The sequence below is a fragment of the Hymenobacter sp. DG01 genome, from assembly GCF_006352025.1.
Lineage (GTDB): Bacteria > Bacteroidota > Bacteroidia > Cytophagales > Hymenobacteraceae > Hymenobacter.
Map to the genome: position 1 here is coordinate 1636768 of NZ_CP040936.1, position 25441 is coordinate 1662208.

Here is a 25441-nt window from a genome sequence, read left to right on the forward strand (position 1 = left end):
GCCAGTGGCGGGGGTAGGCGCCACATTGCGTTTCGCTACCCCACCCGAAAGCCCTACCTTTGCTAACAAGCCAAAAAGCTTAGTTTCCGATCTGACTGACACGCATGGCACTGGATTATCACTCGTTATTGAACCCCTCCCAGGCGGCGGCCGTGCTGCACACCGAAGGCCCCTGCATGATTATAGCTGGCGCGGGCTCCGGCAAAACCCGGGTGCTCACGTACCGCATTGCCCACCTACTCGAAAAGGGCGTAGATCCGTTTAACATCCTGGCCCTGACCTTTACCAACAAGGCGGCCAAGGAGATGCGCGCCCGTATTGAGAAGGTGGTAGGCCCCGAGGCCAAAAACCTGTGGATGGGTACTTTCCACAGCATCTTTGCCCGCATCCTGCGCTCCGAGGCCGATAAGATTGGCTACCCCCGCTCCTTTACTATTTACGATACCCAGGACTCCAAAACCCTCATTGGGCAGATCCTGAAGGAACTGGAGCTGGACGACAAGCTCTACAAGCCGAACATGGTGCTAGGCCGGATTTCGGCCGCCAAGAACAAGCTGATTTCAGTGCAGCAGTACCTCAACGACCCTGTGATTCGGCAGGACGACGAGGCGGCGCTGCGGCCCAAGCTGGGCGTCATCTACCAGCAGTACCAGAGCCGCTGCTTCAAGGCCGGGGCCATGGACTTCGATGACCTGCTCTACCAGACCAACGTGCTGTTCAAGGACCACCCTGACGTGCTGAACAAGTACCAGAACATGTTTCGGTATGTGATGGTAGACGAGTATCAGGACACCAACTACTCGCAATACCTGATTGCGCGCAAGCTGGCGGCCAAGGAGCGAAACATCTGCGTGGTAGGCGACGATGCGCAAAGCATCTACGCCTTCCGGGGTGCTGATATTCAGAACATTCTCAACTTCGAGAAAGACTACCCAGAGCTGCAGGTGTTCAAGCTGGAGCAGAACTACCGCTCTACCAAGAACATTGTATGGGCCGCTAACTCGGTTATCAAAAACAACCAGGCCCAGCTGCGCAAAGACGTTTTCTCCGATAACGAGGAAGGCCCGCTAATTGAGGTGTTCAAGGCGGCTTCCGATAATGAGGAAGGCAAACTGGTGGCCAACAGCATCTACGAGGACAAGATGAACCAGCATCTTTCCTACGATGACTTTGCCATTCTGTACCGCACCAACGCCCAGAGCCGGGCCATGGAAGAAGCCCTGCGCAAGCTCAACATCAAGTACAAGATTGTGGGCGGCCTGAGCTTCTACCAGCGCAAGGAAATTAAGGACTTGGTGGCCTACCTGCGTCTGACGGTGAACCCCAACGACGAGCAGGCCCTACGCCGCGTCATTAACTACCCCAAGCGCGGCATCGGCGACACCACCATTGCCAAGCTCATCAGCGCCGCCGAAGAATCCAACCACACCATCTGGGAGGTAGTCGCCAACGCCGACCAGTTCCTACCCACCCGCGCCGCTAATCCCATCGTGGACTTCGCGGAGAAGATTAAAGCGTACACGGCCGTAGCGGCCAAGGACGATGCCTTTGAGGCGGCCAAGTTTATTGCCAAAAACTCGGGTCTGATTGAGGACCTGTACGCCGATAAAAGCATTGAGGGCCTCTCCCGCTACGAGAACATCCAAGAACTGCTGAACGGCATCAAGGCCTTCGTGGAGGACCCGGAGCGCGAAGATAAGAGCCTCAGCTCCTTCCTGCAGGATATTGCCCTGGTAACGGACGCCGACACCAAAGATGCCCAGAGCGAAGGCGAGCAGGTGACTTTGATGACGATTCACTCAGCTAAGGGCCTGGAGTTCCGCAATGTGTACATCGTGGGTATGGAAGAAAACCTCTTCCCCAGCCAAATGATGATTACCTCGCGGGCCGACCTGGAAGAGGAGCGCCGCCTGTTCTACGTGGCCATCACGCGGGCCGAGAAAAAACTGACCCTCAGCTACGCTACCTCCCGCTACCAGTGGGGCAACCTGCGCAGCTGCGAGAAAAGCCGCTTCCTCGATGAAATCGACCCGCAGTACGTGGACTTTAAGTTCTCGGCGGGTCCGGTAGGTAGCGCCGGTCCGGGCGAGTCGCCGTTCGGGCACGTATTTGAGCGCCGCAGCAACCTGGTGCCACCCGCTCCGCGCAAAACCGTTGCCACCAAATACTCCCCCCCTGCCGACTTTAAGCCTTCTGATACCAGCAACCTGCAAACCGGCCAGCGTGTGGAGCACCCCAAGTTTGGTTTTGGCACCGTCACGAAGCTGGAAAATCAGGCTGGTTCCGTGAAAGCCATCATCCAGTTTGAAGAAGTTGGGGAGAAAACCCTGCTCCTGAGCTTCGCCAAGCTGCGCGTACATTAACTCTTTGTCATACCGGGCAAAGCGAGGAATCTGGGTTAAACTATTGGGTAGTAATTCCAGATTCCTCGCTCTACTTGGAATGACAAGAGGGGCGGCGCACCCAAATTGCCCCTTTCGCGTTACTTTAGACGCTGATAGGGCAGCTCCTCCCTACCTACCCATTCCTGCCAAACCTTGCCGCTGGCGCTCCTGTGCAAAATAGGATGCCATTGGGGCAAGGTTTGGCGTATATTTGGCCCTTCGAATACCATTTTCATGACCTTACCTTCTCTTCATAAGCACGAGCTGCTCCAGCGCGAATACGGCCAGAGCACCTTCCAGCTCGTGCAGCAGCTGCGCGACATCGAAGACCGCGCGGAGCGGACGCGCCGTGCCCAGCAAATCGTTCAGCTCATCTTCCGGATTCAGCCTGCCCTGCGCGACCAGCCCGACTCTCAGCAGAAAGTCTGGAACCACCTGTTTGAAATGGCCGACGGCGAACTGGATGTGGATGCGCCTTTCCCGCTGGCGGCCCCAGCCAACCAGACACCACCCCAGCGGGTGGCCTACCCCAGCAAAGGACCTAAATTCCGGGCTTATGGCCGGGCTGTGGAACAGCTGGTAGAAAAAGCCCTGACTCTGGAAGATCCCACCGAGCGTGAGCAGGCCGCCATTGTCATTGGTCGCACCATGAAATTCCTGTACCGTTCCCACAATAAGGAAAACGCCAAGGATGTGACCATCCTCAAACACCTGAAGGAGCTGTCGGGTGGTCAATTGACGCTGGACCCGGCTCAGGTAGATGCCCAGAACCTGTTTGAGTTTACCAGCAGCGGCCGCCCTACCCCCTTCATCGTACCCCAACCCCGCCAGGAGCGCGACGTGCGCCGAGGCGGCGGTGGCGGCAGCAACAACCGGCGCGACAAGCAGCGCCGGGGCGGCAAAAAAGGCCGGCAGGAACCTCAGCAACCCCCGCAATAATTTTCATGAGGATGAGGGGGAAAGGATCTGACATGAAGAAACAAGCAACTCCGGCATTGCGCAGGTGTAGCTGTTGTGCCATTGTCTGTTCTTAATCCCTAATCCTTCATCTTTAATACTTTTCATGGCCTCTTTTGAAGTGATTGGCGGTAAGCCGCTGAAAGGTGAAATCGTGCCCCAGGGCGCTAAAAACGAAGCCCTCCAGATTCTGTGCGCGGTGTTGCTCACGGATGAGCAGGTGACGATTTCCAACATCCCTGACATCCGCGACGTCAATAAGCTGATTGAGCTGCTGCGCGACATGGGTGTGAAAGTGGGCAAGCTGTCGAATGACACGTACCGCTTCCAGGCCGACGATGTGCACCTGGACTACCTCGATACGCCCGAGTTTGTGGCGCAGGCCGGTGCCCTGCGTGGCTCAGTAATGATTCTGGGCCCGATGCTGGCCCGCTTCGGCAAATGCCAGCTGCCCAAGCCCGGTGGCGACAAAATCGGCCGCCGGCCCATGGATACCCACTTCCTGGGCCTGGAGAAACTGGGCGGTAAGCTCACGCTGGAAGGCAACGACTTCTACCGCATCAACACCGAAGGCCGCCTGCGCGGCGCTTACATGCTGCTGGACGAGGCTTCCGTAACGGGTACCGCTAACATTGTGATGGGCGCGGTACTGGCCGAAGGCATCACGACCATCTACAATGCCGCCTGCGAGCCGTACCTGCAGCAGCTTTGCAAGATGCTGGTGCGCATGGGCGCCAAAATCAACGGCATCGGCTCCAACCTGCTCACCATTGAAGGGGTAGAGCGCCTGGGTGGCACCGAGCACCGCATGCTGCCCGACATGATTGAAATCGGTTCGTTTATCGGGCTGGCGGCCATGACGGGCTCGGAAATCACCATCAAAGACTGCCAGATTCCGGAGCTGGGCCTGATTCCGGACACGTTCCGCAAGCTGGGCATTCAGCTGGAGTTCCGCGGCGACGACATCTTCGTGCCGGCTCAGGACCACTACGAAATTGCTACCTACCTCGATGGCAGCATCCTGACTATCTCGGACCACACCTGGCCCGGCCTGACGCCTGACCTGCTGAGTGTACTGCTGGTGGTGGCTACCCAGGCCAAAGGCACCGTGCTTATTCATCAGAAGATGTTTGAGTCGCGCCTGTTCTTCGTGGACAAGCTCATTGACATGGGCGCCCAGATCATCCTTTGCGACCCGCACCGCGCCACCGTTATCGGCCTCGACAAGCGCACCCAGCTGCACGGCATAACCATGACCTCGCCCGACATCCGCGCGGGGGTAGCCCTGCTGATTGCGGCCCTGTCGGCCAACGGCCGCAGCGTAATTGAGAACGTAGAGCAGATTGACCGGGGCTACCAGAACATTGATAAGCGCCTGACGGCGCTGGGGGCGCAAATCCGCCGCCTATAACCTCTTCGGCCCATTCAAGCCACTACCTAATCTCCGCCTGGTTTCGAAAGAAGCCAGGCGGTTTTCTTTTGTCAGGACCCTACCCCATGGCGCCAGGCCAGGCCGGTGGGTTACGTTCTGGCGAGGCCTGTATAAACCAGCAGAAGCTGCGCAGCTTTTTCATCCACCATCTTGTGTCTTTCCGATGAAAAAATACGTGCGTCTGCTCCCGCTGCTGGGACTGATGCTGGCGGGGTGCGCCCAGTCAGCCGAGCAGGAAGTTTTCCCAGGCCAAGAGGCGGCTTCTACGGCCTCCGTTTCTGCTGCTTCCCCCACCGCTACTGCGGCAAGTGAGGCCGAGGTGCCGTTGGCCCGGCTGTGGCGGGTAGCGGGCCATCCGGTTATCTATCAAGGCACTATGGAGCTGGAAGTAGCTGATTTTGCCAACGCGTCAGCCCACCTCGATAAGACCCTCATGCGGCGGGGTGCCTACCTCACTTCCGCCCTCGAAACCACCGACCCCGAGCGGCATCAGCAGGTGCTAACCATTCGGGTGCCCTCGGCGCAGTTTCTGGCCCTTACCGCCGACCTCACCCAGCTGGGCACGGTACATAGCAAAGAGCTAACCTCCCGGGATATTGCTGCTGAGCTGGCCAAGCTGCGCACCACCTCCGCCACAACCGACACCGGCACCGCACGGGCCGCAGCCCAGGAAACCCAGGCCTTGGCCGAACAAGCTGCCCTTGCCACGCTGCGTCTCACCTACTTTCAGCCTCGCCCACCCCTCGAAGCCTCCCCAACTACCGCTATTGCGCCGCAGCTGCAGGCAGGCCTGTGGTTCGGTTGGCGGGTGGTAAGCTTGGTACTGATTTCGGCTTGCTACATCTGGCCTCTTTTACTTGGTGTGGCAGGCTGGGCCCTGATGCGCTGGCGCCGCCAGACTTATGCGCCGTCTTTATCAGGAGCCGCCCACCATACAGACTATTGAAAGCAAAAAGCCCGGACCAGTACACTGGTCCGGGCTTTTTGCTTTCAGCAGAGGGCCGGGTTGTTAGTCTCGGTCAGTTACCATATCAATAACCGATGTTACCAGGGACAGCACAATGCTGAAAATCAGCGCCGAAATAAACCCATCGAGCTTGAAGCCGGCGAGCAGCCAGTCTGCTATCATTACAATGAGGGCATTGATAACGAGCAGAAACAGCCCCAGAGTGAAAACCGTAATTGGAAAGCCGATAATCTTGAGAATTGGCTTTACTACGGCGTTCAGGATGGCCAGCACTATCACCAGAATGAAGGCTGTGCCAATGCCATCGATATAGGCTCCGGGCAGGAACTTAGCCAGCACGTAGGTGATGATGGCACTGAGAATGAATTTGAGAATAAAGCCCATTGGGAGAGAGGAGTTAGGTGAGAGACAGAGTAAGGGAGTTGGGCTTTTTACGGGCAACAGGCAAAAAAGTGCGGCAAGCGGTTGAAACGGTTCAACTACCTGCCGCACTTTTTTTGCCTCTCAGAGAAGAATAAGCCGCTTAGGCGGATCCTATTTCTCTACGGCGCGGGCCTGCAGCCGGCCCTGCGACACGCCCATCCAGTTGGCCATGTGGTAGAGCAAGCGGGCACCAACAATGGCATTCCATTCGGTATCGCCGGGAGCTACTTCGTTCAGGTCGCAGCCGATAATGGTACGGCCCGAGCGCACCACCATCCGAATCAGGTACAGGGCCTGCTCGAACTCCAGACCGCCTGGTACGGGCGTACCGGTACCGGGGCACAGTTTGGGGTCGAGGCCGTCGATATCAAAGCTCAGATACACTTTCTGGGGTAGCTGGGCAATGATCTTTTTGCACTCCTTTCTCCAGGATTTGCCACCCAGCATCTCTGCCTGCAGAAACCGGTCGGCAAACAAGGCTACGCGCCCGTTGCTCTGGTCGATAAACTCGGCCTCCTGCTGGCAATAGTCACGGATGCCCACCTGTACCAGCTTCTTTACCTGGGGCAGCTTCAGGGCATTGTACATGATGGAGGCGTGCGAAAACTCAAAGCCTTCGTAGGCCGGGCGCAGGTCGCAGTGGGCGTCAATCTGCAGAATCCCGAACTCCTCGTGGCGCTCGGCTAAGGCATGCAGGTAGCCCAATGGCGTGCTGTGGTCGCCGCCCAGCACGACTACCCCCTTACCGGCATCAAGCAGGGCGCCGGTTTTGGCTTTCAGCCACTCCAGCAGCGCCTGCCCCCGCTCATTGATGCGGGCCGGTACCTGGGAGAAGGTGCCGTAGGTAGCCTCCGGCTCGCCTTCTTCCAGCCAGCCGATGTAGCTTTCAGCGGTGGGACGCAACTCCAGGCTTTCAGCCGCAATTTTCTCGTCAGACTCTTCCATGGCCAAGCCCATTTTCCAGGCATCGGGCAGGTCCGGGTCGTAGAGGTCAACCTGAAGCGAAGCTTCCCGGATGGCCTCCGGACCTTCGGCGGTGCCGGCCCGGTAGGAAACCGTCACCTCCCAGGGTACGGGCACAATAACTACCTGCGCTTCCTCGGGGGTAAAGGGCAGGCCGTAAATACCGCCGGCAGCATCACCGAGGGCATTAGGGTCGAAGTTGGCAAGCTTTTGTTCCAGCGCAGACGCAGAATCAGCCATAAACAGAAAAAGTTGAAGTGAATGTATGGGTAGGCGCCATAACGGCGGCGGCCCCCGCGCCCAGTTCCTGCCGCCTTACGGGCGTGGTAACTGGTGTTGGGAGCCGCACTGGCCGCGCCTGATCCAGACGAAAAACTAACTAAGCGCCAGATTGCTGACCGCCCATGAAGTCATAGGTCCGGATGATGTCCAGGATTTTCTCAAACGTATCCCGGTCAAAGAAAATCATCAGGGGTAGCTCCACGGAATTATCCTTGTCTGAGAACTGGGTAACAACCGAGAAAATTAGTGGCTGCACCATGGGACGGTCCAGCAGCAGGCTGTTCAGGGAGTTGGCCATATCCCCGCGCGGATGCGTGGGAGGCGCACCGTAAATACTGGCTTTCAGAATGTTAGCAAGCTGCGTAACCAGAGCCCCAGTAATGATATTGCTAATCTCCAGCAGCAAAGACTCCTGCATCTCATCAATCTGCGTTGAGTCGGAAGTGCTCATGCGCAGGCACACCCGGGAAAGTCGCTGCACATGCTGGCCCGAGAAAAACATAAGCGTGGTGCCGTTAAACTCGCCCCGGATATCGGATTGAATAATAACATGGCCAGCCTGCAAGTCGCGTACTTTATCCAGAATGGTTTTACCCGACACAATATCGAGGTTGGGCACTTCCAGCAACACCTTCTCCTGGGCGACAACCGCGAATGAATCGGCGGCGCGAGCCAAGCCGATATTCAGGATTTCGCGGATGATATCCCGCTCCAGTTCCGTCATGTGCAAATCCATAGGAGTCAATTGAAAGGGCTTTGGGCTACTGCCGTCCGCCACAGGTCTGCAATACGTGAGTTACGGTCGTTTGGCCAGAAATAATCGGGTAAGCGCGGGTACATCCAGTACCAGGCACACCTGCCCACTACCCAGCAAGGTAACGCCGCCAAACAAGTCAATGGTATCCAGCGGCTTACTCATGGGTTTCACCACGATGTCCTGCTGGCGTAAAAACCGGTCGACAATGAGACCAAGCCGACGATTGTTGTAATTTACAATGATGATATCCTGGCGGCCATTGAGGTCCGCTCTGGTGGCAGTGGGCAGTGGCCCGTCGCCGTTGTGCAGTAGCCGGCGCAAGGATACCACCGGTACGTTCTCGTCCTGCACACGGGTAAGCAGCACCCCACCCACCACGTTGAAATTTTCGGGGAGCAATGATACCACCGAATCCGTATGCATGAGCGGGATGGCGTAGTTGCGCTGATCAAGCTGGAACAAGAGGGCTCCCTTAACAGCAATGGAAGTGGGTAGCACCAACGTAAAGGTAGTGCCCTCGCCCAGTACCGACTCCACGCGCAGCTGGCCACCCAACGAGTCGATGGCTAATTTCACTACGTCAAGCCCCACACCACGGCCCGAAATTTCGGTTACCTCCTGGGCCATGGAAAAGCCTGGCTCGAAAAGGAAGCTGCGTACCGCATCATCGTCGAGGTGAGCGGCAGCTTCGGCCGACACGAGCCCACGCTCCACGGCTTTGCGCCGCACGCTGTTCACATTAATGCCACGGCCATCGTCGCGCACCTGAATCAGCACATCGTCGCGCTCCGCCTGCGCCGACAGGATTAGGTGGCCCTGGGCAGTTTTGCCGGCCGCTACGCGTTCTTCCGGCGTTTCCAGTCCGTGGCCGATGGCATTACGCACCAAGTGCAGCAGGGCATCGGCAATGATCTGCAGGATGTTGCGGTCAATCTGAATGTCTTCCCCGACAATGGTCAACTCCACATCTTTTTTCTCCGTGGTGGCTACGTCGCGTACTACCCGCGGAAACTTACTGAACAACGAGCCGACACCTACCAAGCGCGCGTCCATCACGCTGTACTGCAGCTCATCTGCTATACGCGAAAGATGGGCTGCCGCCGCCGCCAGGGCCGGGTTCCCGATTTCCTGGCTCAGGGTAAGCACCCGGTCCCGGTCAATAGTGAGCTCTCCCACCAGATTCAGCAGATGATCCAGCTTCCGAATCTGGATGTACACCAGGTCTGATAGCTCCAGCTTGCGGCTGGCATCCTCATCATCCTCGGTATTTGCGTCCAGAATCGGCTCTTCGCCTCGCACCAGCCGGTCCAGATTTTCCAGCAGCTGTCCTGCATCGGGTAGTTCTTCGCCAGCGCCAACGGCGCGTACCATCTCCCCAATGGTATCAATACCGGTGAACAGCACCGGCACTACGTAACCGGTAAAAGCCATTTCCCGGCTGCGAATCAGCCCGAAAATGGTTTCCATATGGTGGGCTACCTCTCCAATGCCGTTGTAGCCCATTGCCCGGGCATTGGACTTGAGGTTGTGCATGAGTCGGAACAGCTCATTGAGCGCCGGCTCGTCGGAGGGGTTACGCTCTAGCTCACTGATGTGGCGGCTCATGGCGTCGTAGTACTCCAACGCCTCAGCCATGAAAATCTCGCGGTACTCCTGCTCTCTTGACTTCATCGTGCTTGCACAGGTTGAGAGAGCGGCGAGAAATGGCTGGCATGAACAGCCGGTACTGTGCGCACGTAGCGCACAACGAAATCAGCGATGGCAGGCAGGGGCAGAACCGCACTAGCCAGGCCGGCATTGATAACGGATTTGGGCATGCCGAACACCGCCGACGTTGCTTCATCCTGGGCTACCACTACCCCACCCTGCTGCCGGACGTAGCGGGCGCCGGCTGTTCCATCCTGCCCGAAGCCAGTCAGCACAACGCCCAGTACGTTACGGCCTACTACCCGGGCGGCAGAGTGCATCAGCACATCCACAGAGGGAACATCGAGGCTGGCTTCGCTTACGAAATCGGTTTGCCAGCCTACCCAAGGGCTATCTGCGACAGCCCGTACGGCCAGATTGCGCCCCCCAGGAGCCACTAGAACGTGCCCGGCCCTTAGGAGCTGTCCGCTGCTGGCCGCGGCTACTGGCAAGGAAGAAGCCCGGCGCAGACGCTCGACGAGCGTATCGGTAAACAGCTCCGGAAGGTGTACTGCCACCAGCACAGCCCACGGGAAATCGGGCGGGAGCCCACGCAGTACGGCTTCTACCGCAGGCGCGCCGCCGGTAGAGCCGCCAATAACTATTACCCCTTGTGGAGGCAAGGGGGCAGCGAGGCGCCGCTCAGAAACAGGCCGCCGCGCCTCAGCCACCGGCGTAAGCCGGGGTTTGGCTGCCAGCAGCTTACGCCGGATACTGTTCCGCCACTCAGGTAATTCGGCTGGATTTGCTGGAAGCTGCGCAACGTAATCATACACTCCCATGCGGCTTACTTCTCGCAGCATGGCAGGCAAGGGAGGGCGCATGCTGTACAGCAGCACGGGCACCGGAAAATAACGCTGCAGTTGCTCCAGTCCCAGCAGCTGATCTTCCCCCACCAGCACTACTCCCGGCCGCAGGCGCCGGGCGGCGGCTCGCAGCTCGTTGGCAGCCACAGCTGTACCTACCACCTCCAGTTCCGGATCGGTATGTAGCAGCCGCGTAAGCTCCGTGCGCACACTTGTGGGCAGGTTGCCAAGCAGTATAGGAAAAGACTCAGTTGGGAAGGACACGGGAAAAGAAACTACTGGAAGCAAGCAAAAAGCTACCGGACCGGAAGGTCAGTCTTTACTCCTGCTCGGGGGCAGAAGCAGACGACTCCTGAAGGGCACTACCTACTATTTCCAGCACCTTTTCCTCCGAGAAAGGCTTCACGATATAAGCCGTGGCACCACTCTCAAGAGCCTCGTTAACAATAACTTCCTGCCCAACTGCCGAGCACATCACAACTTTTACCTCGGGTTGCTCCTGACGGATACCTTTCAGCACATCTAACCCGGTGTTATCGGGCAGGATTACGTCCAGCGTGATTAAATCGGGTTGGGTTGCGGCGGCCATTTCCAGCGCTTGCTGCCCATTTGCAGCTTCTCCTACCACCTCATAGCCGGCGTCGGTAAGCATGTTTTTAAGCATCGTGCGCATGTAAAAAGAGTCGTCGACGATGAGGATGCGGTTTTTCATGGAAAGGGAGAATGAGGAAAGACTGGAAGCTGAACGGTACAATGAACTATGCCTTTGTACGGCTGCCGGCAGCGGAAGATTCCGCCTTGGGCTGCAACTGCATGATTTCGGAGGGGGTGAGCAGCTTCAGCATGTCAAGGACCACGATAATGCGGCCGTCAACTTTGGCAATTCCCTCAATGTATTTATCGTGAATGTTGATGTCCTGGATAAATTCAGGCGCTTTCTCAATGCTGGAAACCGGAATGGACAACGGCTGAGGTACCTCGCGTACCATAATGCCGATGGTATATTCCTTAGCCTCTATTGCCATGGTATAAGACATGGCCGGCATCCCAACATCAGCTGAGCGTAGGCGAAAACGCTCCTCCAGATCAACAATGGCAATAATGTCGCCGCGCAGGTTCGCAATGCCCTTAACAAAGGGGGGCGTTTTGGGCATACGGGCAATTTCGGGGGTTATGGTTACCTCCTTCACCTGCTCAATACGAATCCCGTACTCTTCATCTCCCAGCCGAAAAACAATCAGCTGAATGATGAGGTCCTGTTTGACGTTTTTTTCTGATTCAGGCATGCCTGAGCGGCTGGTCGCCATACCCAAGCCACTGCCAACAGCAGCAACTTGGGGTGCGGTTAAAACAAATATTTATTTGGTTTTCCCTTTGCCGGTCCGGGCTTTGGGCGTAGCGGGGGTGTCAGCGGCGGGAGTGTCCTTGCTGGCTTCCTTCCGACGCGGACGGGCGGGCTTAGAAGTAGCCTGAGCAGCCTGATCCGGGTTGCCGTTATCCTCTACAGCTGCGGCTGGGGTAGCTGTAGTAGCCTGGCGCGCTGTTTTGCGCACAGGTGCCACCGTAGCCTCTGCCGTAGCCGATGCGGCGCGCCGGTTGGAACGGCGAGCGGCGGGGGTAGCAGCAGCGGGAGCCGGAGTCGTTGCCCGACGCAACAAGGACCGACGACGAACCGGTTCGGGCTCGGGCTCCGGCTCGGGCTGCAAGTCTTCCATCAGCTGGAAGGCGGACAAGCCCAGCTGCAGGTCGTCGGCAATGTCGGTCAGGTTCTGGCTGCTGGTGGTCAGTTCCTGCATGCTTGTGGAAAGCTGCTTGGCAGTGCTGGCTACCTGCTGGGTACCGGAGGCCGTTTGCTCGGCAATAGCTACTACCTCTTCCACGTATTTCACCACGTCGCCAATCGACGTTTTCTGCACTTCGGTAGCCGTCAGAATGTCGCGGGAAGTACGGAGCGTTTCGCCGCTGCTGGTGGCAATGTTCTTAAAGGCTGAGCTGGCTTCGAACGTAGCGTTCTTGCCCTTGAGTACCCGGCCTTCCATGGTGCTGATTGCTGTGGCCGCCGAGGTAGTATCCTTCTTAACGTCTTCAACCAGGGTAGCAATTTCACTGGCCGACTTGCGGGAACCTTCGGCCAGCTTGCGGATTTCCTCGGCTACTACCGCGAAACCACGGCCGGCTTCCCCGGCGCGGGCCGCTTCGATGGCAGCGTTCAGAGCCAGCAGGTTGGTTTGCGAGGCAATGTCGGTGATAACGCCCAGCGACTTGCTGATTTCCTGGGAGCGGGTGCTGAGTACTTCGATGGTCTTGGAGGTCTGGGCGGCAGCCGAGCTGATTTCCTCCATGTTTTTCACCACTTCTGCTACCGTTTTCAGACCCAGCTGTGATGTTTGCTCACCGAGGATAGCAGCCTTGATACCAACGTCGGCTTTACCGGCCGTTTCCTTGGTAGCCTGCATGATTTCTTCGATCAGCTTAAAGGCCTGGTCGGTTTTGAGAGCTTGGTTCTGAGCGCCTTCGGCCATCTGCTGCATGGCCAGGGCCACGTCAACGGTTACCCGGCTCATCTCCTGCCCTTTCACTACCATTTCCTCCGATGACTCCCCTACAATCTGCGACGACTCGTTGATTTCGCCGAGCAGCTCGTTGAGGTTATCTACGGCCAGGTTCAGAGCGTCGGCCATGGCGCGGATGTCGCCGGTGGTTTCGATTTCAACCTGCTGCTGCAGGTCGCCCTCTGAAATAGCCCGTACCACGCGCGACACTTCCAGTACCGGCGAGGCAATGGATTCAATCAGGGCGTTCAGGGTGTCCACCAGTTCTTTCCAGGAGCCCGATACGTCGGTTACCGTGGCTCGTTCGGTCAGCTTGCCTTCGCCACCCGCTACGCGAGCCACGCGGCTAACTTCCGAAGCCAGACGGTTCAGGTCGTCTACCATTCGGTTAATGGTTTCGGCCAGATCTGCTACCTCACCTTTAGCGTCCAGAGTCAGCTTCTGGGTCAAGTCGCCCTGCGATACGGCCGTTACTACCTTCACGATACCGCGTACCTGCGTGGTGAGGTTGGAGGCCATGGTATTTACCCGGTCGGTCAGCTCCTTCCATACCCCGCTCACGCTGGGCACGTTGGCCTGGCCCCCGAGGCGACCTTCCGTACCTACTTCAAGAGCCACACGGGTTACCTCGCCCGCGAATACGTTCAGGGAGTCCACCATCACGTTGATGTTGTCCTTGAGGTCGAGCAGCTCGCCTTTAACATCTACCGATACCTTCTGGCTCAGGTCGCCGCGGGCTACGGCGGAGGTTACGTTGGCAATGTCTCGCACCTGAGAGGTCAGCGAGGCCGCCATGGTATTTACGTTGTCCGTCAGGTCTTTCCAAGTGCCGCGTACGTTGGGCACTACGGCCTGGCCGCCGAGGCGGCCTTCCGTGCCTACCTCGCGGGCCACGCGGGTTACTTCGTCGCCGAACGTGTTCAGCGAGTCCACCATCTGGTTCAGGTTCTCTTTCAGCTGCAACAGCTCGCCGCGTACGTTTACCGTCACTTTCTGGCTTAGGTCACCGCGGGCTACGGCGGTAGCCACATTGGCAATGTCTCGCACCTGAGAAGTCAGGTTCGAGGCCATCGTGTTTACGTTGTCGGTGAGGTCTTTCCAGGTACCCGAAACGCTCGGCACGTTGGCCTGGCCGCCCAGAATACCCTCCGTACCTACCTCGCGTGCTACGCGGGTTACCTCGCCGGCGAAGATGTTGAGCGAGTCCACCATCTGATTAAGGATGTTTTTCAGGTCGAGAATCTCGCCTTTTACATCCACCGTCATCTTCTGAGTCAGGTCACCTTTTGCTACGGCGGTAGCCACGTTAGCAATGTCTCGTACCTGCAGCGTCAGGTTCGAGGCCATCGTGTTTACGTTGTCCGTCAGCTCCTTCCAAGTACCACCTACGCGGGGCACGTTGGCCTGGCCGCCGAGCTTCCCTTCCGTACCTACCTCGCGGGCCACACGGGTTACTTCGTCACCGAAGATGTTGAGCGAGTCCACCATCTGGTTGAGGATGTTCTTCAGCTCCAGGATTTCTCCCTTCACATCCACGGTCATTTTCTGCGACAAGTCGCCGCGGGCTACGGCCGTGGCCACGTTGGCAATGTCTCGTACCTGCAAGGTCAGGTTCGAGGCCATGTAGTTTACGTTGTCGGTCAGCTCTTTCCACACGCCGGCCACGTTCGGTACCGAAGCCTGGCCGCCGAGTTTACCTTCCGTACCTACCTCTAGTGCTACACGCGTTACCTCACCGGCGAACAGGTTGAGCGAGTCCACCATTTGGTTGAGGTTCTGCTTGAGTTGCAGCAGCTCGCCCTTTACGTCAACCGTAATTTTCTGCGACAAGTCGCCTTTTGCTACGGCGGTAGCTACGTTGGCAATGTCTCGCACCTGAAGCGTCAGGTTCGAGGCCATGTAGTTCACGTTGTCCGTCAGCTCTTTCCATACGCCAGCCACATTCGGCACTACGGCCTGGCCGCCCAGGCGGCCTTCCGTACCTACTTCCTGGGCCACGCGGGTTACTTCGCCAGCAAACAGGTTGAGCGAGTCCACCATCTGGTTCAGGTTCTGCTTCAGCTGCAGCAGCTCCCCTTTCACGTCCACGGTGATTTTCTGGGTGAGGTCACCCTTTGCTACGGCCGTGGCCACGTTGGCAATGTCTCGTACCTGAAGGGTCAGGTTCGAAGCCATCGTGTTTACGTTGTCCGTTAGCTGCTTCCATACGCCGCCTACGTTGGGCACGCTGGCTTGACCGCCGAGCTTACCTTCGGTACCTACTTCCTGGGCTACGCGGGTTACCTCGCCGGCAAACAGGTTGAGCGAGTCCACCATCTGGTTGAGGTTCTGCTTGAGTTGCAGCAGTTCGCCCTTTACATCAACCGTAATCTTCTGGCTCAGGTCGCCGCGGGCTACGGCCGTGGCTACGTTGGCAATGTCTCGCACCTGAGAGGTCAGGTTCGAGGCCATGTAGTTTACGTTATCGGTCAGCTCTTTCCAGATACCACCTACGTTGGGTACGCTGGCTTGACCGCCGAGCTTACCTTCGGTACCTACTTCCTGGGCCACGCGGGTTACCTCGCCGGCAAACAGGTTCAGGTTGTCGATGGTCTTGTTGATGGTTTCGGCCATCACCTTGAAGTCGCCCGACACCGGAATCTGGAAGGTTTCATCCAGATTGCCTTTGCTGATGTTCTTGAGCACCTTGCCTACCTCTAACACCGGCACGGCAATGCTATCTACTAGGCCGTTGATGTTGTTGATCATGTCGCGCCAGAAACCGGCGGCATTATCAGCGGAGGCGCGGGCTTTCAGGTTACCTTCCACCCCGGCAACTTTCGAAATGCGCGATACCTCACCGCCTACCCCGCCAATCATCTCCACCATGGAGTTGTAGGCTTCGGCTATTTCGGCGAAGATGTCGTCGTTCTGTTTGGTCAGGCGCACCGATACGTCGCCTTTTTTGAACGCATCGAGGGCGTAGAGTACCCGGTTCAACTGATCATTGATATAATCAGGATCCTGGGTGCTATAGCCGGCCGTGCTGGCCGTACCCCGTTTGCGGGTATAGTTATTAGGCTGCGGCAACGAGGCAGCACCGTCGTCATCGGCGGCGGTTACTAGCGTTGCTTCTTCAAACGTATCCGGAGCGGCGGGAGCCGGGCGGTTGTTTCTGGGCGTCTTAGCTGATGCCATAAACTAGGTGTGGTAGCGAAACCTGCCTGAGAGCAAGGTGGTGCACTAACAGAACCCCAGATAGCAGGGTTCATGAACAGGCAAAGGTAGCAAATAGACTTGTCAGCTCACAATTCTTCTTAAAAAGTTACCACTGGCTAATAACTACCGGATTGTGAACTAATTGTCCCGGACAACGGTACTCATTGCCTGCCATCAGAGCCCCTGGCGAAGCCTATATTCTATTGCCAGCGCTGCTACGCCGGATTATTCCAGCATCTTTGCGGCAAAATTCAACTTTTGCGCTGCCCCCGCCGTTTCCTACGAAACAAGCCTAGCGTATCCCACCCCCTATGGTTAAAAATCTAGTCATCGTCGAATCTCCCGCCAAAGCCAAAACCATTGAAGGCTACCTGGGCAAGGATTTCGTGGTTAAGTCCAGCTTCGGCCACGTACGCGACTTGCCCAAGGATAACAACGCCATTGATATTGCCAATGGCTTTAAGCCTACCTATGTAGTGTCGGCTGATAAGCGGGAAGTTATCAGCCAGCTGAAAAAGCTTGCCAAGGAAGCGGAAACCGTATGGCTGGCCAGTGACGATGACCGCGAGGGCGAGGCCATTTCCTGGCACCTAGCCGAAACCCTGAACCTGAACGACGAGAAGACGCGGCGCATTGTGTTCCGCGAAATCACCAAGAATGCCATTCTCAATGCCATTGCCACGCCCCGGGAAATTGACCTGAACCTGGTGAATGCCCAGCAGGCCCGGCGCGTACTCGACCGCCTCGTAGGCTTCGAGCTGAGCCCGGTACTGTGGAAGAAGGTGAAAACCGGCCTCTCGGCCGGGCGGGTGCAGTCGGTGGCGGTGCGGCTGGTGGTGGAACGCGAGCGGGAAATCAGCCAGTTCAAAACGTCCTCGGCTTACCGCGTGGTAGCTCGCTTTGATGCGGGCCGGGGCGCGGTGCTGGAGGCTGAGCTTCCTACCCGCTTCAAAACCCGTGAAGAGGCCGAAGCCTTCCTGGCCCGGTGCGTGGGCGCGGCCTACCGCATCGAAAACCTGGAGAAAAAACCCGGTAAGCGCAGCCCCGCGCCGCCGTTTACTACCTCTACCCTGCAGCAGGAAGCCTCTCGCAAGCTGGGTTTCTCGGTGGCTCAGACCATGAGCGTGGCCCAGAAGCTCTATGAAGCGGGTAAGATCAGCTACATGCGGACGGACTCCGTGAATCTGTCGCAGGATGCGCTGGCGGCGGCCAAGGAAGCCATTACAGCTGCCTATGGCGCGGAATACGCTAACACCCGGCAGTTCAAAACCAAGTCGGCCTCGGCTCAGGAAGCGCACGAAGCCATCCGCCCTACCGACTTCGCGCTGGTAAAGGCCGGCTCCGATTCGCAGGAGCAGCGCCTCTACGACCTGATTCGGAAGCGTGCCCTGGCTTCGCAGATGGCCGACGCGGTGATTGAGCGCACGGTGGCCACCATTGGCATCAGCACCCAGCCTGGCACTACCCTCACGGCTACCGGCGAGGTCATTACGTTTGAAGGCTTCCTGAAGGCTTACGCCGAAAGCAAGGACGACGAAGAGCAGGACGGCGAATCGTCGTTTTCACGGGGGCTGCCCCCGCTGAATGTGGGCCAGGAGCTGCCCCTGCAGCAACTGCGCGCCACGGAGCGCTACGCAACGCCGCCCGCTCGTTACACAGAAGCTTCGCTGGTGAAAAAGCTGGAAGAAATGGGCATCGGCCGGCCTTCCACTTATGCACCTACTATCAGCACTATTCAGAAGCGCGGCTACGTAGAAAAGGACTCACGCGAGGGCAAGGAGCGCAAGTTTCATGTGCTGACGCTGGACGGTGCCGAGGTGAAAACGGAGGTAAAAACCGAAACCTACGGTGCCGATAAGGCCAAGCTCTTCCCCACCGATACGGCTATGGTGGTCAACGACTTCTTGGTGGAGCACTTCCCGGTAATCGTTGATTATCAGTTCACGGCGAAGGTAGAGGACGAGTTTGACCGCATTGCCGACGGACAGGAGCAGTGGACCGATATGCTGGCGGGTTTCTATGGCACTTTCCACGAAACCGTAGAGCGCGGCCAGGATATTGAGCGCAGCACCCTGGGTAGCAACCGCGAAATCGGGACTCACCCCGAAACCGGACAGAAAATCACCGCTCGTTTGGGCCGCTTCGGGCCCTACGTGCAGATTGAGCCCAAGGAAGGCTCGGAAGAAAAAGCGGTGTATGCAAGCCTGCGCAAGGGACAGTTCATTGAAAGCATAACCCTGGAGGAAGCCCTAGACCTATTCAAGCTGCCGCGCATTGTAGGCCAGTTCGAGGACAAGGACATGACAGCGGCCCTCGGCCGGTTCGGGCCCTACATCCGCCACGACAGCAAGTTCTATTCGCTGACCAAGGAGCAGGACCCGCACACCATCACGGCCCAGGAAGCCATTGACCTGATTGAAGCCAAGCGCAAAGCCGACGCCGAACGCCTGATCAAGGAGTTCCCCGAAAACCCCGACGTACAGGTGCTCAATGGTCGGTTTGGTCCCTACATTGTGGCTGGCAAGAAAAACGTGAAGATTCCGAAGAGCGAAGACCCGGCGGGCCTGACGCTGGAGCGCTGCCTGGAGCTGGCAGCAGCTACCCCCGACAAGCCCGCTAAAGGCAGCCGCTTCGCCAAGAAGGCAGCTCCTGAGGCCGCTGAAAAAGCGGATACTCCGGCTAAGAAAACAGCCGCCAAAAAATCCGCCGCTAAGAAACCAGCAGCGAAAAAGGCAGCCAGCACTACTGCTAAGAAAGCAACCGGAAAGGCCAAGTAATCCGGGTTGTACTTTTCTAGAAAAGGCTCACCTATAGCAGGTGGGCCTTTTTATTTTGCGGACGGCTCCAATACGAGCTTATCCTTGCCGTTATATTCGCTCTGCCTAATATCTGGTGTAGTATGCTTAGAAAGATTATCCTGTTGGGTGCTACGTTAAGCGTCGTTACGGCCTATGTGCCGGCTACTTCACTACCTTCCCTACCCCTTCCTGATACCTCAACTCCTACGCTAAACCGCTACCCCTGGCTGCCAGCTGGGCGTTACCGCGCGGGCCAGACGCTGGCTGCCCGGTTTCCGGTGCCGGCGGGCTACCAGCGCGTGGCAGTGGCGCCCGGTTCGTTTGGGTCCTGGCTGCGGGAGGTGCCGCTGTTACCGGCGGGCACGGCGGTGCACCTGCACAACGGTAAACTAAAGGACCGCCAGGATGTGCACGTCGCCGTGCTGGACCTGGACGTAGGCCCCCGCGACCTGCAGCAGTGCGCCGATGCCGTGATTCGGCTGCGGGCGGAGTATCAGTTCAGTCAGAACCCTGATCAAGTGCACTTTCACCTGACCAGCGGCCACGATATCCGGTTTCAGGACTGGTACCAGGGCCGCGGCTTTCGGGTGGAGGGCAACGACGTAGTGCCTACCCCCAAATCTGTGGAGAAACCCGACCACGCCACGTTTCGCCGCTACCTCGACCAGATTTTCACCTACGCAGGCACGCTTTCCCTGAGTAAAGAGCTGCGCCCGATGCCTCTGGCCCAAGTGCAGCCCGGCGACGTGCTCATTCGGGGTGGCTCGCCGGGGCACGCGGTGCTGGTTCTGGATGTAGCCACCCAGCCGGCCACGGGACGGCGGCTGGTGCTGCTAGCCCAGAGTTACATGCCGGCCCAGCAAGTACACGTCCTGAAAGCCGGACCGCAGCCCAAAGCCGGAGCGTGGTTTAATCTGGAAGCTGATAAGCAGCACGTATATACGCCGGAGTGGACGTTCAGCCGCACGGAGCTGGGGCGGTTTGAGTAGCGCCTACCCCAACCTGGGGGTGGCAACCTGCGTCTTTCTCCTGAGCATGGCCATTTGACTTATGAAAAAGAAACTTGTAGCCCTGACTGGGGCCGGGATTTCCGCCGAAAGTGGCCTGGCCACCTTTCGGGGCTCCGATGGACTTTGGGAAGGACACCGGATTGAGGAAGTAGCTACCCCCGAGGGCTGGGCGAAAAACCCGGCGCTGGTACTGGACTTCTACAACCAGCGCCGAGCCGCCGCCCGCGCTGCCCAGCCCAATGCCGGCCACCGGGCGCTGGCTGCTTTGGAAGACCAGTTTGAGGTCGTCATCATCACCCAGAACGTGGACGACCTGCACGAGCGGGCGGGCTCCTCGAACGTTATTCACTTACACGGCAAGCTGTTTGAATCGCGCAGCTCTTACTTCGATCAGCTGATTTATCCTATGGATGATGATATGATTGAGTTGGGCGACCTGTGCGAGAAAGGCCACCAACTGCGCCCTAACATCGTGTGGTTTGGGGAAGCCGTGCCCCTGATGGAGCGAGCCGCCGAAGAAGCCGCCACCGCCGATGTGTTTCTGGTGGTGGGCACTTCTCTGCAGGTGTATCCGGCGGCAGGCCTTCTTGGCTATGTACCGCGCGCTACCCCCGTGTATATCATCGACCCCAGCCGCCCGCCCGTCACTTCCCGGCCCAACCTGCACTTTATCACGGAGCCGGCCACCACGGGCGTGCCCAAGGTAGCCACGGAGTTGCAGGCCGGGTAGCATCTCTGATTTCTGGCATTTCTTCCGCTCCCACCTATGGCCTCCATCTTCGGGCACTGCGTACTGGGCGCAACCCTGGGTAAACTTCTGCTGCCCGAGCGTCACCACTGGCCCTACTGGGTCCTGGCTGCCGCTTGTGCCTTTCTGCCCGATGCGGACGTAATTGGCTTCAAATTTCACGTAGCCTACGGCAGCCTGTGGGGCCACCGGGGGCTCAGCCATTCGCTGCTGGCGGCGGGGATGGTGGCTTTCGTTGGGACGGGGCTGTGCCAGCTACTACGACGGGGCCCTACCCCCTCCCCAGCCCCAAAGCGTCTGTGGCTGCTCTTGTTTCTGGCAACAGCCTCACACGGCGTGCTTGATGCCATGACCACCGGCGGGCTGGGGGTTGCTTTTTATAGTCCGTTTCAGTCGGAACGGTATTTCTTCGGTTTCCGGCCCATTGCCGTGTCACCGATTGGGGTAAAGAATTTCCTGGGCGAGTGGGGTGTCCGCGTGCTTCGTAGCGAGGTGCAGTGGGTGTTGTTACCGTGCTTAATGGCACTGCTGGCGCAGAAATTATTGCGGCGCTTTGCTACCCCACAGATAGCATCGTAAGGCTGCCTTTAAGGCTCAGCCATGAAATTAAAGCCAGATTAAATCAGATTATTGATTCCTGCGTAGAAGAGGGTTCTACACTCCCCTCATCTATGCCCTTACGTTACACCTGCGCGCTGCTGACTGGTTTAGGTCTGGCGGCCACGTTTCCAACCTTCGCCCAAACCGCGCCGCCGGCTCATACCGTTTTCCTGTTGGGAAATACGGCCTCCGCCCAGCTCCCGGCCAGTCGTTTGCAGGCCCTGCGCCGGACCCTAGAGCAGCAGTCGGGCTCCTTCACCGTTGTCCACCTCGGTGATATTGTGGGCAATGAGGGCCTGGGCAGCCAGAAGGATTCCAGCCAAGCCGGCCAAACCGCCCGCGCCGATGCCCTGATTGCTCTGGTGCAGGGCCTGCCTAACGGCAAGCTCTACTTCGTGCCCGGCGACAAGGACTGGGCTAACTCGGGTCCCGATGGGTTGAAGCGGGTACGCCGCCTCGAAAAGTATATCGAGGAAAAGCTGCCCGGCCAGAATGCCTTTGTGCCCACGGGCGGCTGCCCCGGTCCTGAAATTGTGGACGTAGCGCCCTTGGTGCGCCTGGTAGCCATCAACTCGCCTTGGTGGACTCATCCTTTTGACAAGCCCGAAGCCCCGGATACCGACTGCAAAACCATGACCCAGGAGGAGTTCCGGGAGCAGTTGCAGGACGTGCTGGATGACACCAAGGGCCGCAACGTGCTGCTGGTGGGCCACCAGCCCGTTATCAGCAATGGGGTGTACGGCGGCCACATGCCCCTGAGTCGGCACCTGCTACCCCCCGTGGCTGGCACCATCTACGCTGCCTACCGCCAGAACGTAGGCTCGCCCCGCGACCTGGCCAACCCGGCCTATCAGCAGTTCCAGAAGGAAATGCTGAACACCCTGAAAGACCACCCCGGCGCCGTGTATGCCGCCGCCCACGATTTCAGCCTGCAGCTCACCCAGGCCGAGGGAAGCTACCACTTGGTTTCAGGCTCGTTCGCGGAAAAACAGCACGTAGGCGTCAATGCCCGCTCCCAGTTCAATGAGTCGGCCGAAGGCTTCTCGAAGCTGGATTACTACCCCGATGGTTCCGTCAAAACCACCTTTTACACCTTCGAGGGGGGTAGTAACAGCGTGAAGGAAGCCTACGCGGCCACTTTGTTTCAATCGGCTTGCCAGGAGCCGCGGCTGCCTCAGGTGCCCGTAAACAGCTTTATTCCGGAATGCCCTACAGCTCCGAAGGGAGTAGCGGAAACTAAACCCGATGTGCCTTTTCAGGCTACCCAAACCATAGCGGCGGGCAAGCAGTACGCCGGTAAAGGCTCGTCGCGCTTCTGGCTCGGCGACTTGTACCGCACTTCCTGGACCCAGCCAGTGCAGGTACAAACCCTCAACCTCGCCACTGAAAAAGGCGGCTTGCGCCCGTTTGGTCGTGGGGGCGGGCGCCAGACTACTTCCCTGAAGCTGATTGCCGCTGATTCTTCGGAATACGTGTTCCGCTCAGTGGACAAGGACGTGACGCGGATTCTGCCCCCGGAGCTGCGCCGTTCCTTCGCCGCCGACGTATTGCGCGACATCACCCCCACGGCTCACCCCTACTCGGCGCTGGTTACCGGCTCCCTGCTCGATAAAACCGACATTCTGCACGCCCGGCCGCGCCTGTTTGTGCTGCCGGACAACAGCCAGCTGGGCCCCTACCGCCAGGAGTACGCCGGCCTATTCGGCACCCTGGAAGACCGCCCCGTGGACCCGAAGCCCAACCTGCCCGGCTTTGGCGGTGCCGACGATGTGCGGCGCTCCTTCAGCTTCTTCCGCCAGCTCTATAAAGACAACGATAACCGCATCGACGCCGTGAACCTGGGCCGCGCCCGCGCCTTCGATATGCTAGCAGCCGACTTCGGCAAGCACGAGGACAACTGGAAATGGGCCGGCTACAAAGACGGGAAGAAAACCGTGTACAAGCCCATTCCGCGCGACCGGGACCAGTCGTTTACCAAGTGGAACGGGGTGCTTACCTACCTGGCGAACCGCGAGTGGGCCGTGCCCAGCATCGAGGATTTCCAGACGGAGTTCCACGATATGAAGAGCTTGAACTGGCCGGCCCGCCACCTCGACCGGTTTCTGCTGCAAAGCCTGAGTCGGGAGCAGTGGCAGGACATTGCCCGCTACCTGCAGGAGCGCATCACCCCGGCCGCCATTGATGAAGCCACCGGCACGCTGCCGCCCGAGCTCAAGGCCATTTCTACCGACGAGCTAAACCGCAAGCTTAAGGCGCGCATTCAGGCCTTACCCCAGGCCCTCGACGAATACTACCTGCTCCTGGCCAAGCGGGTGGACGTGGTAGGCTCCAACAAGGCCGAAGTATTCCAGGTGAACCGGATGGCCGATGGCAAAGTGCGGGTACAGATGTTTGATAAGGCCAAAGAAGGCAACGAGCCCAACGGCCCGGCCTTGTTCGACCGCACCTTCTCGCCCCGCGAAACCGACGAAATCAGCCTCTACGGTCTCGATGGTAAGGACGTGTTTACCGTAACAGGCTCGGCGAAAAAGAGCATACTCGTTCGAGTTATCGGGGGCGACGGCAAAGACCAGATTACGGACGATTCCAGAGCAAGCGGTCTGCGCACTCTGACCAAGGTATACGATGTACCCGATACCGACCTGAAACTGGGCTCCGAGAGTGACAACCGCACCTCCACCCGCCCCAACGTGAACCGCTACGACCGGGAGGAGTTTGAGTATGACACCTACAAGCCCCGTGCTACCGTCATTGTGAATGCCAACGACGGACTGGGGGTAGGCGCCGGAGTTGATTTCGTACGCCAGGGCTTCCGCAAGCCGGGGTTCAAAAACCTGTATTCCTTTGATATCCGGGGCTCTAGCGGCGGCAATTTTCAGGTGTCACTGGCTACGCGCCACCGCTTCGCCTTCGGGAAGTGGGACATTGGTGCCCGCACCGAGTACGGCAACTTCTTCCCCTTCTATAACTTCTTCGGCCTCGGCAATGACACCCGCAAGGACCAGGACCTCTACGACGATAAATACTACAAAGCCCGCTACAAAGGCTTCACGCTGAATGCCTTCACAGAGCGGGTATTTTGGCAGCGCAGCCTCTTCCGCATCGGGCCTACCTACGAGCAGTACACCTCCAGCTATGCTTCCAGCAGCTTCCTGGGCCAGTTGGAGCGCCAGCAGATTCCTGTGCCCGACGACCGGATTCCGAACACCGATTTTCAGCGGCTGATTGGCGTAAATGCCCTGCTAGATGTGGACTTGCGCGACCGGCAGCAGTTTGCCCGCCGCGGGGTGCGCCTGCGGGTGCAGCACGATACCTACCACCAGCTCAACGGCAACAAGGGCAACTTCGGCCTGACCCAGGGCTTCGCGGAGTATTACGGCACGGCCCGCCTCGGTATTCCGGTAACGCTGGTCGTGAAAGGCGGCGGCGGCAAGAACTATGGCAACGACGACGATATTCCGTTCTATAAGTTCACCAGCCTGGGCCTGCGCGAAAACCTGCGCGGCTACTACCGCAACCGCTTCACCGGCGACGCCAGCCTGTACCTGAACACCGAGCTGCGCCTGGCCCTGGGCCGCGTCCAAACGTCCTTTCTACCTTTCTCCTACGGGGTGTTCGGCTTCTATGATAAAGGCCGCGTGTACTTCAAAGGCGCTTCGCCCGATGGCTGGCATGACGGCTACGGCGCAGGCTTCTACATAGCGCCCGTTTCCGATCAGCTGGCCTTATCGGTTTCCTACCAAAAGTCGCCCGAGAATGGGCTGATTCAACTAGGACTAGGCTTCCGCATTGATAACTAAGACCTTGTCTGTCTAATGAAGCGCCCTGTTTCTTCGGAAGCAGGGCGCTTTCTTTTGCTGAGCTACGTAAATAACACC

The 25441-nt window shown here is 58.4% G+C and carries 17 protein-coding genes; 9 read left to right on the forward strand and 8 right to left on the reverse strand.

What is annotated here, in order from left to right:
- The first annotated feature begins 110 nt into the window (after positions 1-110).
- The 4 genes from FGZ14_RS07030 (at position 111) to FGZ14_RS07045 (ending at position 5719) form a co-directional block, all read left to right on the forward strand.
- A complete protein-coding gene (locus FGZ14_RS07030) occupies positions 111-2363 on the forward strand; it encodes an ATP-dependent helicase (protein ID WP_139926041.1) in 2253 nt (750 codons plus the stop codon).
- A 255-nt stretch (positions 2364-2618) separates the two neighbouring features.
- Positions 2619-3323: a DUF4290 domain-containing protein gene (locus FGZ14_RS07035; protein ID WP_139922695.1), complete on the forward strand. Its 705-nt coding sequence runs from the start codon at positions 2619-2621 to the stop codon at positions 3321-3323.
- A 124-nt stretch (positions 3324-3447) separates the two neighbouring features.
- Positions 3448-4752: a UDP-N-acetylglucosamine 1-carboxyvinyltransferase gene (gene murA, locus FGZ14_RS07040; protein WP_139922698.1), complete on the forward strand. Its 1305-nt coding sequence runs from the start codon at positions 3448-3450 to the stop codon at positions 4750-4752.
- 184 nt (positions 4753-4936) lie between these two features.
- A complete protein-coding gene (locus tag FGZ14_RS07045; RefSeq protein ID WP_139922700.1) occupies positions 4937-5719 on the forward strand; it encodes a DUF4349 domain-containing protein in 783 nt (260 codons plus the stop codon).
- A 63-nt stretch (positions 5720-5782) separates the two neighbouring features.
- On the opposite strand, the gene FGZ14_RS07050 is transcribed toward FGZ14_RS07045, so the two are convergent.
- The 8 genes from FGZ14_RS07050 to FGZ14_RS07085 all read right to left on the reverse strand — a co-directional run bounded on the left by FGZ14_RS07050 (position 5783) and on the right by FGZ14_RS07085 (position 16386).
- On the reverse strand, positions 5783-6124 hold the full coding sequence (locus FGZ14_RS07050) for a phage holin family protein (RefSeq protein ID WP_139922704.1): 342 nt from the start codon (positions 6122-6124) through the stop codon (positions 5783-5785).
- 150 nt (positions 6125-6274) lie between these two features.
- Positions 6275-7366 carry an agmatinase family protein gene (locus FGZ14_RS07055; RefSeq protein WP_139922707.1) on the reverse strand — a complete coding sequence of 364 codons (1092 nt, stop codon included), beginning with the start codon at positions 7364-7366 and terminating at the stop codon, positions 6275-6277.
- A gap of 139 nt (positions 7367-7505) precedes the next feature.
- Positions 7506-8144: a chemotaxis protein CheC gene (locus FGZ14_RS07060; RefSeq protein WP_257883364.1), complete on the reverse strand. Its 639-nt coding sequence runs from the start codon at positions 8142-8144 to the stop codon at positions 7506-7508.
- Positions 8145-8204: 60 nt separating this feature from the next.
- The gene (locus tag FGZ14_RS07065; RefSeq protein ID WP_139922710.1) at positions 8205-9836 is read right to left on the reverse strand and encodes a chemotaxis protein CheA; all 1632 of its coding nucleotides are present in this window, start codon (positions 9834-9836) and stop codon (positions 8205-8207) included.
- Entirely contained in the window at positions 9833-10867 is a 1035-nt protein-coding gene (locus FGZ14_RS07070) for a chemotaxis protein CheB (RefSeq protein ID WP_139922713.1), read from the reverse strand. The genes FGZ14_RS07065 and FGZ14_RS07070 overlap by 4 nt, the downstream gene beginning before the upstream one ends.
- A 109-nt stretch (positions 10868-10976) precedes the next feature.
- On the reverse strand, positions 10977-11369 hold the full coding sequence (locus FGZ14_RS07075) for a response regulator (RefSeq protein ID WP_139922716.1): 393 nt from the start codon (positions 11367-11369) through the stop codon (positions 10977-10979).
- 46 nt (positions 11370-11415) lie between these two features.
- Complete coding sequence (locus FGZ14_RS07080; protein ID WP_139922719.1) at positions 11416-11943, reverse strand: chemotaxis protein CheW; 528 nt, start codon at positions 11941-11943, stop codon at positions 11416-11418.
- A 72-nt stretch (positions 11944-12015) separates the two neighbouring features.
- Positions 12016-16386 (reverse strand): HAMP domain-containing protein, encoded by a 4371-nt coding sequence (locus FGZ14_RS07085; RefSeq protein WP_257883365.1) that lies wholly within the window; start codon positions 16384-16386, stop codon positions 12016-12018.
- A gap of 332 nt (positions 16387-16718) precedes the next feature.
- Here FGZ14_RS07085 and topA point away from each other — a divergent pair, with 332 nt between their 5' ends.
- The 5 genes from topA (at position 16719) to FGZ14_RS07110 (ending at position 25363) form a co-directional block, all read left to right on the forward strand.
- Positions 16719-19184: a type I DNA topoisomerase gene (gene topA, locus FGZ14_RS07090; RefSeq protein ID WP_139922722.1), complete on the forward strand. Its 2466-nt coding sequence runs from the start codon at positions 16719-16721 to the stop codon at positions 19182-19184.
- Positions 19185-19306: 122 nt separating this feature from the next.
- Positions 19307-20194: a DUF4846 domain-containing protein gene (locus FGZ14_RS07095; RefSeq protein ID WP_139922725.1), complete on the forward strand. Its 888-nt coding sequence runs from the start codon at positions 19307-19309 to the stop codon at positions 20192-20194.
- 61 nt (positions 20195-20255) lie between these two features.
- Complete coding sequence (locus tag FGZ14_RS07100; protein ID WP_139922730.1) at positions 20256-20945, forward strand: NAD-dependent deacylase; 690 nt, start codon at positions 20256-20258, stop codon at positions 20943-20945.
- 36 nt (positions 20946-20981) lie between these two features.
- Positions 20982-21542, forward strand: coding sequence for a metal-dependent hydrolase (locus FGZ14_RS07105; protein WP_139922733.1), 561 nt, complete (start codon positions 20982-20984; stop codon positions 21540-21542).
- 92 nt (positions 21543-21634) lie between these two features.
- Positions 21635-25363 carry a hypothetical protein gene (locus FGZ14_RS07110; RefSeq protein WP_139922736.1) on the forward strand — a complete coding sequence of 1243 codons (3729 nt, stop codon included), beginning with the start codon at positions 21635-21637 and terminating at the stop codon, positions 25361-25363.
- Positions 25364-25441 lie beyond the last annotated feature (78 nt).